Source organism: Micromonospora saelicesensis, assembly GCF_900091575.1.
GTDB classification, from domain to species: domain Bacteria; phylum Actinomycetota; class Actinomycetes; order Mycobacteriales; family Micromonosporaceae; genus Micromonospora; species Micromonospora saelicesensis.
In genome coordinates this window covers 184704-199618 of the sequence record NZ_FMCR01000004.1, presented here as the reverse complement: position 1 = coordinate 199618, position 14915 = coordinate 184704, and the positions used below count along the sequence as shown (strand labels likewise).

Below are 14915 nucleotides of genomic sequence, written 5' to 3'. Positions count from 1 at the left end.
GATATGCTGCGGTTCGACGGCGGTGCACCGACGGGGCGCCGGCAGTGGGGTGTCAGGAGCGGGAACTCGCATGTCAGGTGAGCTGCGCTTCGAGATTCTCGGGCCCCAGCGGGCCTGGCGCGGCGACCGGGATCTCGACCTGGGGGCCGGCAAGCAACGGGCCGTCCTGGCCGTGCTCCTGCTCTCTGGCGGCCGTCCGGTCACCACCACCCAGATCGTGGACGCCGTGTGGCCCGAGGAGCCGCCGGCCAACGGTGCGAACGTGGTGCAGAAATATGTCGCTGGGCTGCGTCGGGTGCTGGAGCCCGAGCGCACTCCGCGTAGCCCTGGTCAGGTGCTGACGCTCACCGACGCCGGTTATCAGCTCCGGCTCGGGCCGGACGCGGTCGACGCCCTCAGGTTCGAGCGGGGGATCCGTCGGGCCGAGCGGCTCCGCGCCGAGGGTCGGATGGCCGAGGCGGTGAGCGAGCTGAAGGCCACATTGGAGTTGTGGAAGGGCGAGCCGTTCAGCGGCTTTGCCGGGCCGTTCTTCGACTCCGCCCGACAGCGTTGGCTGGAGCTGCGGGCCACCGCGCTGGAGAGCTGGGCTGATCTGGAGCTACGCCTGGGCGGGCACGGGGAGATGGTCGGTGAGCTGCGCGAGTTGACCGCCGAGTTTCCGCTGCGCGAGCGGCTGCGTTACCAGTTGATGCTGGCGCTGCATCGCAGCGGGCGGCAGGCCGAGGCGCTGGCCGAGTACCGGGACTTTCGTGGCCTGTTGTCCGACGAGTACGGCATCGAGCCTGGCGATGCTCTTCAGGACCTGCACCGCCGCGTCCTGCGGGCCGATCCGGCGCTACTGCCGCCCACTGCCGTGTCACTGCCGTCGGCGGCCGTCGAACCAACCAGGCCCAGCTCAGGGCCACCGGCCCCCGCCACACCACCCGCCGCCGGGCCACCCACCGGGTTGCCGACGACAGGGCCAGCCCGACCGGACGATCCGTCGACCAGAGCACTGCCGCCGCCACTCGCAGCGGAAGCTGCGGCCGTGCCGCCGCAGGCCGGCCCGCCACCCGTCAGCTCGCCGCCGCTGTCGACTCACGCCCCGGAGCCGTTCCCGGTGTACGGCCCCCCGCCGAACCTGTCGACCCTGGTTACCGCACCGCCGCCCCTGGATGGCGCAAAGCGCGCCAGGACGTCGCCGCCGCGCTGGGCGAGCCGGGCTGCCACGATCGTCGGTACGGCCCTCGTCCTGCTCTCCGGCGGCTGCCTCACCTGGGTCGTGATCCTCGCGTACGCGGTCTGGCGGCGTAGCTGGCGCCTCGCCATCGCCGGCGTCGGCTACCTGGCCCTGATCACCGTCGAAGTGAACCTCCTCAACGTCGAGGACCCGGAGGCCGAGGTTCCGGGCGTCACGGCGTTCTCGTTCTTCGGCCTGGCGCTGATCACCTGGATCGTCGGGGCGGTGCACGTGATCCTGCTCAGTCGAGGCCTCTGGGCGGCGATCACCGGCAGCCAGCGGGTGAACGCGGACGATCGGGTCGACGTCGAGCGGCGCGTCCGTCGGGAGCACGCCCGCTACCTGCTGTACCACTACCCGGCGGCGCGCGGTGAGCTGAGCATCGGCCGACCCGACCTGGCCCGGAGCTTCGACGACGGCGGTCTGATCGACGTCAACGCCGTCCCGGAGCAGGTGCTCGCCACGCTGCCCGGCCTGACCGAGCACCAGTGCCGGCAGATCGTGGTGGACCGTTGGATGCGCGGCCCGTACGCCTCGATGGAAGAGTTCGCGGGCCGTTGTCTGCTGCCTCCGAACACCACCGAACCCCTCCATGAGCTGCTGGTCTTCCTGCCCCCGACATCGGTGCCCGTTTCGCCGCCACCGGTCGGATCGTGACCGGAACCTCTCGCGCGGACCGGGGCGTAAGCGTCCAGCGCTGGTAGAAATGCCGGGTGGAGACAGCAGAGCGGGCAGCGGTACGGGAACGGGCCGAGGCGGTGCTGCGCCGGCTGGCCGGTGACCACGCCCGGCTGCGCGAGGACCAGTGGCGCGCCATCGAGGCGCTGGTCGTCGACCGGCGGCGGGTGCTCTGCGTCCAGCGCACCGGTTGGGGCAAGTCGGCCGTCTACTTCGTGGCCACCGCACTGCTCCGGGACCGCGAGCAGGCCCACCAGGCCGGGCCGACAGTCATCGTCTCGCCGCTGCTGGCGTTGATGCGCAACCAGGTCGAGGCCGCCGCGCGGGCCGGCATCCGGGCCCGCACGATCAACTCGGCGAACCTCGACGAGTGGGACGAGATCACCGCCGAGATCCAGACCGGCGCGGTGGACGTGCTGCTGATCAGCCCGGAACGCCTCAACAACCCGGACTTCCGTGACGGCGTCCTGCCGAAGTTGGCCGCGACCACCGGCCTGCTGGTGGTCGACGAGGCGCACTGCGTCTCCGACTGGGGGCACGACTTCCGGCCGGACTACCGGCGGCTGCGGACGTTCCTCGCCGAGCTGCCCGAGCGCACCCCCGTGCTGGCGACCACCGCCACCGCCAACGCCCGGGTCACCCAGGACGTCGCCGAGCAACTGGGCGACGCCCTCATCCTGCGCGGCACCCTGGACCGCGAGTCGCTGCGCCTCGGGGTGCTCGACCTGCCCAGCCCGGCGCACCGGCTGGCCTGGCTCGCCGACCACCTGGACCAGCTGCCCGGCTCGGGCATCGTCTACACGCTGACCGTGGCGGCAGCGGGGGAGACGGCCGAGTTCCTGCGCTCCCGGGGCTACCCGGTCGCCTCGTACAGCGGGCAGTCCGACGACGCCGACCGGCGGGCCGCCGAACAGGACCTGCTCGACAACAAGATCAAGGCGTTGGTCGCCACCAGCGCCCTCGGCATGGGCTTCGACAAGCCCGACCTGGGCTTCGTCGTCCACCTCGGCGCGCCACCCTCGCCGATCGCGTACTACCAGCAGGTCGGCCGCGCGGGCCGCGCCGTCGAGCACGCCGAGGTGCTGCTGCTGCCCGGCGTCGAGGACGCCGCGATCTGGCGTTACTTCGCCTCGCTCGCGTTCCCACCGGAGCAGCAGGTCCGGGCCGTGCTGGCCGCCCTGCACACCGACCGCCCGCTCTCCACCCAGGCGCTCGAACCGCTCGTCGACCTGCGCCGGGCCCGGTTGGAGCTGATGCTCAAGGTGCTCGACGTGGACGGCGCGGTCCGCCGGGTGCGCGGTGGTTGGCTCGCCACCGGCGAGCCGTGGGTCTACGACGAGGCCCGGTTGCGCCGCGTCGCCGAGGCGCGCACCGTCGAACAACAGGCCATGCGGGAGTACGCGACGACGTCCGACTGCCGGATGCGGTATCTACGGGAACGCCTGGACGACACCGAGGCGGCTGACTGCGGCCGGTGCGACAGATGCGCCGACCCGCTCTTCGCCGCGGACGTGTCGACGGCCGCGCTCGCCGCCGCGCAGACCTTCCTGGGTCGACCCGGCGTGGAGATCGCGCCGAAGAAGCTCTGGCCGACCGGGCTCGACGCGGTGGGCGTACCCCTCAAGGGCCGGATCGCCCCCGCGGAGCAGGCGCTGCCGGGCCGGGCCGTCGGGCGCCTCTCCGACCTGGGCTGGGGCGGCCGGCTGCGTGCTCTCGTCGGCCCGGAGGCGCCAGACGCGCCGGTGCCAGACGATGTCGCCGGCGCGGTCGTGGAGGTGCTGAAGGCGTGGGCGCACGGCGACTCCCCGTGGCCCCGTCGGCCGGTGGCGGTGGTCGCTGTCGGTTCCCGGCGGCGGCCCCGGCTGCTCGGCTCCCTGGCCGAGCGGATCGCCACAGTGGGCCGGCTGCCGCTGCTCGGCGAGGTCACCGCCGCCGGCCCCGACGGCCCGACCGGGCCGCGCGGCAACAGCGCCCAACGGGTACGCGCGCTGCACGACACCTTCACCGTGCCGACCGACCTGGCCGACGCCCTGGCCGGGCTGGACGGCCCGGTGCTGCTCGTCGACGACCTGATCGACTCGGGCTGGACGATGACGCTGGTGGCCCGGGCCCTACGCCGGGCCGGCGCGACCGACGTGCTCCCACTCGCCCTCGCCGTGGCCGGCTGACCCGCTGCCCTCACGCCGGTCCTCGGCGCTGCGGCGCGGTCTGCGCCGGTCGGGTGGGAAAGTTCCCGGGCGGTGCCGAGTGCGACCGTCGCCACGCTGTCCGGGCGTCGGGCTGACCCGGCCGGGCGCGGCGGTACCGTGGGCGGCATGACCGACCAGCAGCCCGTCACCCGTGCGCGCACCGTTGCGGGCAGGACCGCTGGCGGCGAGGCCGGCCAGGCGCGGGGCGTCGGCCGTGGCTGACCAGGGCCCCGCCGAGCCGGACCGGAGCACTCTCCGGCTGGCGCTGGTCGTCGGCGGGTTGGTGCTGGCGGTGCTGCTCGGCTTCGGCCTCGGCCGGCTGAATACCACGGGCGCCGCCACCGGCAGCCCGTCGTTGGCCGCCGAGCACACCGACCCACCGGGCGTCGCGCCGCACAACCACGGCAGTGCCACGGCCACCGATCAGGGTGCGGCCACCGAGCCGGGCGGTCTTGCGGTCAGCTCGGCCGGGTTCACCCTGGCGCCCCTGGCCACCGAGTTCGCGGCGGGTCGCCCCGGTCAGCTCCGCTTCCAGGTGCGCGACGCGCAACGTCGGCCGGTGACCCGGTTCGCCATCGTGCACGACAAGCCGATGCACCTCATCGTCGTCCGGCGGGACCTGACCGGTTACCAGCATCTGCACCCGAGCATGGCGGCGGACGGCACCTGGTCCGTGCCGTTGACCCTCGGGCAGCCCGGCCTCTGGCGCGCGTACGCCGATTTCACAGTGGTCGCCGACAACGGCGCGCAGACCGCGGTGACCCTCGGCACGGACCTGGTGGCACCCGGCGACTACCGGCCCCGTCCACTGCCGGGGCCTGCGGCGTCGACGACCGTGGACGGCTTCACCGTCGGCTACCAGGGCACTCCGCAGGTCGGGGCGACAGTGCCGCTGACCTTCCGGGTCGACGGTGCTGGCGGTGCAGCCCCGCTGGAGCGGTACCTGGGGGCGTACGGGCACCTGGTGGCGTTGCGCGAGGGCGACCTCGGCTATCTGCACGTGCACCCGGAGACCGAGCTGGTGGACGGTCAGATCAAGTTCTGGCTGACCACCCCCGGCCCGGGCCGCTACCGCCTCTACCTCGACTTCCAGGTGAACGCCGAAGTCCGAACCGCCGAGTTCACCCTGACCGTCCCCTAGGCTGCGGCCTCCGCTGCCTTCCGTTGATCATGAAGTTATCGCCTCCCGCCACGGCGTGTCGTGACGCTAACTCCATGATCAACGCGCCCCCGGGGGGGGGGGGGGGGGGGGGGGGGGGGGGGGGGGGGGGGGGGGGGGGGGGGGGGGGGGGGGGGGGGGGGTTAGCCGGCTCGGCGGATGGGGCGGCGGGCCAGGTAGCGGAGCAGGTCGCGGATGTGGTGCTTCTCCTCGGCGGGGACCGTGGGGTCGGCCAGCCGGTCCAGGATGGCCCGGACGTCGGCCTCGACCGGGCCGTCGTCGTGACGTCGGCGGGGAGCGGGGCCGGCGTCGGGCAGCCCGAGCGCGCGGAACGCGGCGGCGACCGGCAGATCCAGTGCGGCGCAGAAGCCGCGCACCTTGGCCAACTCGGGGTAGTCCTGCCAGTCACCGGCCAACCAGCGGAAGACGGTGGAGCGACCCACGCCCGTGTGCGAGGCAAGATCAGTCACGGTCCAACCACGTTCGTCGCGAGCGTCATCGATGGCGCGCCGGACGAAGCGGGCGAAGGCCATCTGCGGTGATACGTCGGCGGATCCCATCCCTGTGTGTCTTCCCCTCCCACCGGAGCACCGGGACGATGCGCCTTCCGAGGGTAGTACGCCCGGAGCCGGAAACAATTGACTGACCGCACAAACTGTCCCGTGGACGAGACTTTCTCCGGAAGCGTGTGTGCAGAACGAAAATTGCATAGAGCGATCTTCATCGTTCTTCCACTAAGCTCGGTGCCCGTCCCGACATCGCGTCTGTCGCCTGCCGCCTCCGACCGGACCACCGCCGAGGAGCACCATGGCCGAATCGAGCCGCCCCCAGCCGTACCAGCCCGGTGCGGTGAGCCTCTTCTTCGTCGCCAAGGCCGGCGTCTTCGCCGCCGCGTTCTGGATCTGGTTGCTGGTCCTGGTGCTCCGCACCGACTCCGCGACCGGTCTCCAGGTGCTGGCCGCCACCGGCACCATCACCACCACGCTCGTCGCGGTCCTGCTCGGCGCCCGGATGGCGTTGCAACACAACGCCGCCATCCGGCACGCCGAGGTGAAGAAGCTGCTGGTCGACATCTCCTGGAACGCCTTCGCGGCGGCCGGCAACGCCGAGGCCGGGGGCAAGGTCGTGCCATTCCCGACCGCACCGGGCGACGGTGAGTGGGCCGCCCAGCGGCCCGCCGCCGACCGGGTGTCGGTCCTCGACCGTGGTGCCAGCGAGCGCAACGGTGGCCGGGACCGCCGACGCTAGCCACCCAGGAACTAGGGCGTCTCTCCGATGGCCAGCAGGGTATCCAGCCGGGGAGTGACCTGCCACTGGTCCACCAGCTCGCGGTACTCCGCGCGCTGTGGCTCGGTCGCTTCGGCACCGGTACGACGGGCGCGGATCAGCAGGTTACGTGGGGTGTGCTGCGAGTCCACGAACTCCACCACCTCAGTCCGGTACCCGTGCGCCCGCAGCAGCCCGGCGCGCAGCGCGTCGGTGAGCACGTCGGCGAAGCGCTCCCGCAGGATGCCCTGCCGCGTCAGCAGCTCGTACGGGGCCGGGGTGGGGTGGGCGCGGAGCTGCTTCGCCAGATCGTGGTGGCAGCACGGCGCGGCCAGCACCCAGCGGGCCTCCCAGCGCACCGCCCGGGCCAGCGCCTCGTCGGTGGCGGTGTCGCAGGCGTGCAGCGCCAGCACCAGGTCGGGGGCGGGGTCGACGACGGCGTCGGCGATCGTCCCGGCCACGAAGCTGACCTGGTCGGCCCAGCCCAGCCGCTGCGCCAGCTCGGTGTTGCGCCGCCGCTGGTCCTCCCGAACGTCCACGCCGACCAGCTGGACGTCGAGCCCCCGACTCGTCAGGTAGCGGTATGCGGCGAACGTCAGGTAGGCGTTGCCGCAGCCCAGGTCGACCACCCGTAGCGGACCGGTCAGGTCGTCGGGCAGGGTGGCGGCCAGGGCCCGCAGGAACGCGTCCACCTGGCGGCGCTTGGCCGCCGAACCGCCGATCTCCGCGAAGATCGGGTCGCCGGGGTCGAGCAGGTATTCCTTCGTCCGGTCGTTTCCGGTGGGCGTCGCCGCCGGACGGGACGTCGCGGCCCGATGCACCTGCGCCTCGCCGGACTTGGTCACCCGCAGTTGGAGGGTCGCCTCGGCCGTCTCGACGTGCCAGTTGCCGAATGGCTCGGCGAGCAGTTCGTCGATCGCCGCAGCGGCCTCCGGACCGGAGGCGAGGTTGCGGGTGTAGGGGCGAGCACCGTCGGACGTGGTGATCTGCATCCGGGGCCCGGCCTTGAGCCGCACCGGCCGCAGCTCGGCCCGCTCAACGGTGGGGCGGCGACCGCGTCGACGTCCGGCGGCGACCGCCCGGGTCAGTGCGGGGTCGAGCAGCAGCGCCCGAACCTCGGTCAGGGCGGCGTCCAGTGGTTGCGGCATCGTTCCATCTTCGGCAGGTGGGGTGGGAGAAGGGAACATCCCCCGCGCCGCGCGAGGCGGTGCGGGGGATGTCAGGTGTGGCTGGTGGTCAGTCCGCGGTCGCCTCGGCCGGCGTGTCCGCACCGGAACCGCCACCACGGCGTCGGCGTCGGCGGCGCGGCTTGGCCGCCTCGCCGTCGGACGCGGTGGCCGGCTCGGAGGGGCCGGCGTCGGCGGAGATCACCGCGGTCGCCTCGGCCGCGACCGCCTCGCCGGCCCGGCGGCGACGCCGGCGGCGGGGGGTACGGGTGCCTTCGTCGGCGGCGTCGGCCGCAGGTGCCTCGTCGACGGCCGGCGTGCCGGCGTCGGAGCGGTCGCGGCGGCCATCGCCCCGACCACGGCGCTCGCCGCGACCCTCACCACGGCTCTCGCCGCGTCGGGGGCCCCGACCACCGCTGTCGCCCCGGCGGGAGCGGGTCGTCCCACCCAGATCCTCTTCGATCTCGGCGGACAGCCCGGCCCGGGTGCGCTCGGCCGTGGGCAGAGTGCCGCTGACCTCGGTGGGGATGTGCAGGTCGGTGTAGAGGTGCGGCGACGTGTGGTAGGTCTCCGGCGGCTCCGGCATCTCCAGACCGAGGGTCTTGTCGATGATCCGCCAGCGCGGCATGTCGTCCCAGTCGACGAAGGTCACCGCGACACCCGTCGCGCCCGCCCGGCCGGTACGACCGATCCTGTGGGTGTAGGTGTCCTGGTCTTCCGGGCAGTCGTAGTTGATGACGTGGGTGACGCCGGTGACGTCCAGCCCACGGGCCGCCACGTCGGTGGCGACCAGGATGTCGATCTTGCCGGCCCGGAAGGCCCGCAGAGCCCGCTCACGGGCACCCTGGCCGAGGTCACCGTGCACCGCGGCGACCGCGAACCCGCGGAAGTCGAGGTCCTCGGCGACCCGGTCGGCGGCCCGCTTGGTACGCGTGAAGATCATGGTCAGCCCACGCCCCTCCGCCTGGAGGATGCGCGCCACCACTTCGACCTTGTTCATCGAGTGGGTGCGGTAGACCAACTGCTGCGTCTGCGGTGACGGGCCGGTCTCGGCGGTGTGCCCGGCGTGAATCGTCATCGGCTGGCGCAGGAAGCGCCGCGACAGGGTGACGATCGGGTCCGGCATGGTGGCCGAGAAGAGCATCGTCTGCCGGTCTTCCGGAAGCATCGCCAGGATCTTCTCGACGTCGTCGAGGAAGCCCAGGTCGAGCATCCGGTCGGCCTCGTCGAGGACGAGTGCGTGCACCCGGTCGAGCCGGAGGTGCTTCTGCTTCTGCAGGTCCATCAGTCGGCCGGGCGTGCCGACCAGGATCTCGACGCCCTTGCGCAGCGCGTCGATCTGCGGCTCGTACGCCACGCCGCCGTAGATCGGCAGCACCCGGACGCCACGCGTCCGGCCTGCGGCGGCCAGATCCTTGGCGACCTGGATGCCCAACTCGCGGGTGGGGACGACGACCAGCGCCTGGGGGACGCCGTCGCTGCCCTCGCCCGGGGCGAAGACCCGGTCGAGCAGCGGTACGCCGAAGCCGAGGGTCTTGCCGGTGCCGGTGGGCGCCTGACCGATCAGGTCGACGCCGCGCAGCGCGATCGGGATCGCGTACTCCTGGATGGCGAAGGCGCGGGTGATGCCGGCCGAGGCCAGGGCCTCGACGGTCTCGGCGCGGGCGCCGAGTGCGGCGAACGTGGGGGCCTCCGGTCGAACCGGGGCGGTGGGGGCCAGTTCCTGGCCGTCCAGCAAATCTTGAGTCAGGTCGCTCATGTGGATGTGGGGGTGCCCTCTCGTGGGTGCGCCCGTCATGTCCTCAGGGCGCGTTCGGTATGACGCGGGCCACACGGTCGGCGGCAGATTGCCGAGCCGGACCGGGCCGCACGCGCGCCGCGGGCTGAGCTTCGATCAGATCGGCGCCCACGGCAACTGCTCCATGTTACCTGAACAGGCATGCCCCCGTCGCGATTCCCAGTCGGCCACTCGCCACGCGGGGCAAGCAAATGTGACCTACGCCACATGGATTGCGCCTCGCCTGCCCCTCCACCTTGATCACGGAGTTGGGCTGGAGTGCGAAGTGCGCGGGACACGCGCGAGGGGCGGTAAGCGATAGCCTGCCGCTCGTGTCCGCTTCCGGTTCCGCGTACGCCGACCTGCTAGGCCTGGTCGCCTTCGGTGAGCTGCTCGCCTTCGAGCGGATGGCGGGCGATGCCCGGCTCGCTCCTGACCTGCGCCGCCGGGCCGCACTGAACGAGATGGCCGCGGCCGAGATCGCCAACTACCGGCGCCTCGCCGACCGGCTCACCGCATTGGGCGTACCGCCGGAGGATGCGATGGCGCCCTATGTCGAGCCGTTGCAGGCGTACCACGATTCGACCGAGCCACGGGACTGGGCGGAAGTGGTCACCAAGGCGTACGTGGGCGACGCGATCACCGACGACTTCGTTCGCGAGATCGCCGATGCGCTGGAGGAACCGGACCGGGCCCTGGTGCTGGACGTCCTGCACGACTCCCGGTACGCGGATTTCGCCGGGGCGGAGATCCGGGTGGCCGTCGCCGACGACCCCCGGGTGGCCGGTCGACTCTCGATGTGGGCCCGCCGGCTGGTCGGCGAGGCGTTGTCCCAGGCCGGCCGCGTCGCCGCCGAGCGGGCCGCCCTCACCGCGCTGATCGCACGCGACGGCCGGGTCGACGTGCCGGGGCTGTTCGGCAGGCTCACCACCGCGCACACCGCGCGGATGACCGCCGCCGGGCTGAACAACTGACCACCCGGGCGGGTCGTCCGGCGCCGGCCTGCGGCAGGTGGGCCGATTGCCGACCTGCCGCGATGGCCGGACCGGTCAGCGGACGGTGAACCCGACCGCCCGGGACGACGCCTCGGCGATCTCGACGTAGGCGACCTTCTCGACCGGAACGATGACCCGCCGGCCCTTCTCGTCGGTCAGGGAGAGCGTGCCGCCGTTGCCGGCGAAGGCGTCGGTCACGATCTGCTCGATCTCGGCCGGCGACTGCGCGCTGTCCACTACCAGCTCGCGTGGCGCGTACTGCACGCCGATCTTGACCTCCACTGTGCCTCCTCAACTGGGGCGAAAGAACCGCCCTGCGAAGGCTATCCGATCACGGGGCCGGCGGTCAGGCTGACTCACCTTGCAGCGGGAAGCTCGCGATGCCCCGCCACGACAGCGCGGCCACCAACGCCTCGGCCTCGGCCTTCGGCACCTGGCGGCCGCCGGCCAGCCAGAACTGCGCGGCCGTCTCCGCCGCGCCGACCAGCCCGGAGGCGAGCAGTTCGGCGTGCGCCCGGCTCACCCCGGTGTCGGAGATGATGGTGTCGGTGATCGCCGCGATGCAGCCCTGCTCGACACGCTCCACCCGCTGCCGCACGGCCGGGTCGTTGCGCAGATCCGACTCGAAGACGAGCCGGAACGCCTCGCTCTCGTGGTCGACGAAATCGAAGTACGCCCGTACCGACGCGCTGACCCGCTCCTTGTTGTCGCTGGTACCGCGCATCGCGTCCTGCACCTGAGCGACGATGGCGTCACAGTGCGTGTCGAGCAGCGCCAGGTAGAGATCCATCTTTCCGGGAAAATGTTGGTAGAGCACCGGCTTCGAGACCCCGGCCCGCTCGGCGATGTCGTCCATCGCGGCGGCGTGGTAGCCCTGCGCGACGAACACCTCCTGCGCCGCAGCGAGAAGCTGCTTACGACGCGCGGAGCGGGGCAGGCGGGTGGGCCGGCCAGCGGTCTGTGCACCGTTCCCCGCAGCGGTCATGGGATCCTCCGAGTTCTCCGTACGAGCCGGCATTTTCCCCCCAGACCGGGCGAGGCCCGTGACCTCGGTCGTGGAAATGGCCCGCCGCTGTAACTTATCGCCACTCTCGGCACACGGTAGCCTCAGCGGGGGCGACCAAGGAGCGCGCGGTGAGTGAAACAGGGCAACCCGGAGCCGCCACCCCGGGAGAGCACGGTGACGGAGCGGGTCAGCACGACGACCCGAGCCGTGCCGTCAGTGGGTGGGCGCCTCCGGCGGGTGGGTGGCCCCGAGCCGCCGACCGCGAGGACGCCCGGGATGAGGCGCCGCGCTGGCAGCCCGACCCCGCGTCGGGCTGGCGGACCTCCTCGACACGGCACGGCGATCTGCCATCGCCGCTGGTCGGGCGGTCGGGCGACCCCGAGTCGCCGGCCCGCACCAACGGCCACCACGTCAACGGCGCGCACCACCCGGACGACGTCAACGGCGTTCACCACCCCGGTCTCGAACCGCCCGCGGGACGCACCACGCCGGTGAGCGCCCCGCCCGGGCTGACCGCCGAGGGTCGCCCCGGGGCCGCCAGCGACCGGCTCGTGGTGCCCGCCCAACGTCCCGCACCGCCGACGGAGCAGGGTGCCGTCGAGCCCGACCCGGGCCCCGCCCCACACTCCACCGTCGATCCGGCCGCCGCGCACCGTGCCCGCTGGGCCGAGCCCGGGTTGCCCACCTCGGCCCCGCCGGCCGTCCAGGTGCCGCCCGTCGGCACCGCGGCGTCGGGTTTCGAGGTGCCGCCCGGTTTCCACGCACCGACCGGCGAGCGGCTGGCCGCCGACGAGAGTCCGACCGCGCCACGCGACTGGCGGGACCCGCTCGCACCCGAGCCCGCGGCGACCTCGGGACGCACCCCGGGCCCGGCCGCGTCCGCCGACGAGGGCGAACCCGGTCGCGCTGCCGAGGGTGCCCGGCCGGCAGAGACGCATCGCGCCGGGGACGCGCACCGTCCCGGCGAAACGCACCGGGCCGGGGAGTCGTCGGCCATCGAGCCCGACTGGTCGGGGCCGAGCTGGAACCGCCCGAGCTGGGGTGGCGGGTGGGCCCCGCCCTGGTCCCGCCAGGACGACGAGCCGGCTGGCCCGACAGCACGGGACGAATCGGCACCGGACTGGGTCGGCGAACCCCACCAGCCGTACGAGCCGGTGCGCGCCGAGGTGCCCCGCCCGTACGAGCCGGTGCGCGCCGATCCGCCCCGGGCGTACGAACCCGGCCGGGGCGAATCCGAGTCCACCCCGGAACGCCCCGCAAAACCGACCAGTGCACCACCCGCTGAGCGTCCGTCGTGGGCGGGTGGTGCGACGCCGACCAGTGGTCCGCCGGCTGACCGTCCGTCGTGGGCGGGTGGTGCGACGCCGACCAGTGGCCCGCCCGCCGACCGTCCGTCCTGGGCGGGGTCCGGGGCGACCGGCGGACCCCGGCCCGACCGTCCGTCCTGGGCTGGCGGCGCCGATCCCGACCCCACCAGCGCATCGCCCGCACGGCCCTCCTGGGCCGGGGGGTCCGATCCGACGCCGACCAGCGTGCCGCCGGTGCGGCCGTCCTGGGCCGGCGGGTCCGAGGCGGCGACCAGTGTGCCGCCGGTACGACCGTCCTGGGCCGGCGGGTCCGAACCACCCGCGACCAGCGCGGCGTCGACGCGACCGTCCTGGGCCGCCGGTGCCGATCCGGCACCGGCCAGCTCCCCGCCGACGCGGCCCTCGTGGGCCTCCAGCCCGGCGTCGGCCGACCCGCCCGAACCGGCCGAGGCGATACCTCCGGCACCCGCCGGCCCGCCTCCGGCTCCGGCCGGGCCACCTCCCACGCTGACCGACACGCCACCGGCTCCGGCAGGCCCCTCGCTGGTCGCCGAGCGCTCGTCCTGGACCGGCGGTTCGCCGACTGCGAGCAGTTCCCGGGCCGAGCGGCCGGACTGGTCCGAGGGCCGGCTCCCGGCCACCCCGGTAGAACGCCCGTCATGGCCGGCCAGCCGGGCGGCCAGCGCCGGCCGGGGCGATGGAGGCGAGACGCCCGGCCGGTCCCGGCCCGACGTCCGACCGACCGCACCGTTCCGGCTCCGGCCGGCGACACCCGAGCCCGGTCCGTCACCCGTCGAGCCGCCCCCACCGGCCGCGCCGGTCAACGGCTTGCCATCGACTGACGCCACCGCAGCGGTCCCGCCCACCGCCACCAAGGGTTCCGGCCGCCGCGATCAGCCCGCACCGGCGTCCGCCTCCGCCTACGCGGCGCGCCGATCCGCACCCGACCCGACGTCGCCGGCCGACGATGGCCGGCCGTCGGCTGCGAGCGCGGTGGTGCTGCCGCAGCGCGTCCCCGCGGAACCGGACGTGCCCGTCGTGCCGGAGCCGCCAGCCGTGGAGCCACCCGCCGAAACCCCGGAACTCGCCCGCATCGCCACTCACCTGCGCCGGGACGACGAGCCAGCCCCCCTGCGCGAGCGCCCCGAGGGGTTCGATGTCAACGCCATCCTGGACGCCGTCCGGGAGGTGGCCGGTGTCCGCGACGCGGCCCTGCGCCGTACGCCGGCGGGAGCGCACAGTCTGCGACTGGACCTGGCCGACGGTGCCGACCCGGCCGAGGTGAGCCGGCAGGTGGCCCGACTGCTCCAGGAGCGGATGGGGTTGGCCGCGGCCCCGCAGAACGTGCCCGGCCTGCCCAGCACGCCACCTCCACCGGTTCGCCGTCGCGCGGCCGAGCCCGCCGAGCGGCGTACCCCGGAGACGCGAAACGCGGCTTCGCGCGATCCCGGGGAGGTTCGGTCGGCCGAGTCGCCGACGGTCGCCCGCCCGTCCGGCGGTCGGGTCGAGTCCCCGCCGGCCGGCCCGGAGCAGCGGACCGGCACGGACCCGACGCGCCGCCGCCGATCGAACGCTCCGCACCGGGGGCGCGCCACGGTGGAGGAGCCCGGGTCGGTCTCGTCCGCGCCGACCGGCGCCGCGACCGGTAGCCCGGCGACGCTGGGCACGTCGTACTCCGGTGGTCAGGTGACCACGACGGAGTCGGCGCCGTCCCGGCCGCTGGAGACCGGCGGCACGCCGGGGCCCCGAGTGGTGATCGACCACGTGCAGGTCAGCACCTTCGGCCTGGACACGAACGTGGAGGTCCGGCTGCTGGCCGGGGGCGACAGCGCCTCCGGGTACGCCACCGGGCCGGCGGTGGACGGCTACGTGTTGCGGCTCTGCGCGGTGGCGGCGGCGGCCGCGGTGGACGAGTTGCTGCGCGGTGCCGAGAACGCCGAGCGGGGGCGCTGTTTCGTCGAACACGCGGCCGTGGTGCCGTTCGGCAATTGCGAGGTGGCCACCGTGGTGGCGCTGCTGGTCTGCGAGGGCTGGGTCGAGCAGCTCGCCGGGTCGGCCCTGGTCGCGGGTGATCCGCGTCAGGCGGTGGTCCGGGCGACGCTGGCGGCGGTCAACCGTCGGCTGGAGGCGCTGCTGTCCTGAGTGGTTCGAGG

Annotated in this window: 11 protein-coding genes; 6 read left to right on the top strand and 5 right to left on the bottom strand. The window is 73.8% G+C overall.

Features of this window, described 5'->3' with window-relative positions; all coding sequences use genetic code 11:
- Positions 1–70 precede the first annotated feature (70 nt).
- The 3 genes from GA0070561_RS19065 to GA0070561_RS19055 all read left to right on the top strand — a co-directional run bounded on the left by GA0070561_RS19065 (position 71) and on the right by GA0070561_RS19055 (position 5227).
- Positions 71–1876, top strand: coding sequence for an AfsR/SARP family transcriptional regulator (locus GA0070561_RS19065; RefSeq protein ID WP_091402574.1), 1806 nt, complete (start codon positions 71–73; stop codon positions 1874–1876).
- Between the two features lie 56 nt (positions 1877–1932).
- On the top strand, positions 1933–4065 hold the full coding sequence (locus tag GA0070561_RS19060) for a RecQ family ATP-dependent DNA helicase (protein ID WP_091402572.1): 2133 nt from the start codon (positions 1933–1935) through the stop codon (positions 4063–4065).
- A 235-nt stretch (positions 4066–4300) separates the two neighbouring features.
- A complete protein-coding gene (locus GA0070561_RS19055) occupies positions 4301–5227 on the top strand; it encodes a hypothetical protein (RefSeq protein ID WP_091402570.1) in 927 nt (308 codons plus the stop codon).
- Between the two features lie 161 nt (positions 5228–5388).
- On the opposite strand, the gene GA0070561_RS19045 is transcribed toward GA0070561_RS19055, so the two are convergent.
- Positions 5389–5805 carry a helix-turn-helix domain-containing protein gene (locus GA0070561_RS19045; protein ID WP_091402568.1) on the bottom strand — a complete coding sequence of 139 codons (417 nt, stop codon included), beginning with the start codon at positions 5803–5805 and terminating at the stop codon, positions 5389–5391.
- Positions 5806–6052: 247 nt separating this feature from the next.
- On the opposite strand from GA0070561_RS19045, the gene GA0070561_RS19040 reads away from it, so the two are divergent.
- Complete coding sequence (locus GA0070561_RS19040) at positions 6053–6493, top strand: hypothetical protein (RefSeq protein WP_091402566.1); 441 nt, start codon at positions 6053–6055, stop codon at positions 6491–6493.
- Positions 6494–6504: 11 nt separating this feature from the next.
- Here the strand turns inward: GA0070561_RS19040 and GA0070561_RS19035 are convergent, their stop codons facing one another.
- Both GA0070561_RS19035 and GA0070561_RS19030 read right to left on the bottom strand, forming a co-directional pair.
- Positions 6505–7659: a class I SAM-dependent methyltransferase gene (locus tag GA0070561_RS19035; RefSeq protein ID WP_091402564.1), complete on the bottom strand. Its 1155-nt coding sequence runs from the start codon at positions 7657–7659 to the stop codon at positions 6505–6507.
- 88 nt (positions 7660–7747) lie between these two features.
- Entirely contained in the window at positions 7748–9436 is a 1689-nt protein-coding gene (locus GA0070561_RS19030; protein WP_091402562.1) for a DEAD/DEAH box helicase, read from the bottom strand.
- A gap of 350 nt (positions 9437–9786) precedes the next feature.
- Here GA0070561_RS19030 and GA0070561_RS19025 point away from each other — a divergent pair, with 350 nt between their 5' ends.
- Positions 9787–10428: a ferritin-like fold-containing protein gene (locus GA0070561_RS19025; RefSeq protein WP_244166311.1), complete on the top strand. Its 642-nt coding sequence runs from the start codon at positions 9787–9789 to the stop codon at positions 10426–10428.
- Positions 10429–10503: 75 nt separating this feature from the next.
- Here GA0070561_RS19025 and GA0070561_RS19020 read toward each other — a convergent pair whose 3' ends face one another.
- Together GA0070561_RS19020 and GA0070561_RS19015 are read right to left on the bottom strand one after the other, a co-directional pair.
- A complete protein-coding gene (locus GA0070561_RS19020; protein ID WP_088950288.1) occupies positions 10504–10731 on the bottom strand; it encodes a DUF3107 domain-containing protein in 228 nt (75 codons plus the stop codon).
- A 64-nt stretch (positions 10732–10795) separates the two neighbouring features.
- Positions 10796–11434, bottom strand: a complete 639-nt coding sequence (locus GA0070561_RS19015; RefSeq protein WP_030489514.1) for a TetR/AcrR family transcriptional regulator — start codon at positions 11432–11434, stop codon at positions 10796–10798.
- 1553 nt (positions 11435–12987) lie between these two features.
- Here GA0070561_RS19015 and GA0070561_RS34745 point away from each other — a divergent pair.
- Positions 12988–14904, top strand: a complete 1917-nt coding sequence (locus tag GA0070561_RS34745; protein ID WP_425255905.1) for a hypothetical protein — start codon at positions 12988–12990, stop codon at positions 14902–14904.
- The last annotated feature ends 11 nt before the right edge of the window (positions 14905–14915 follow it).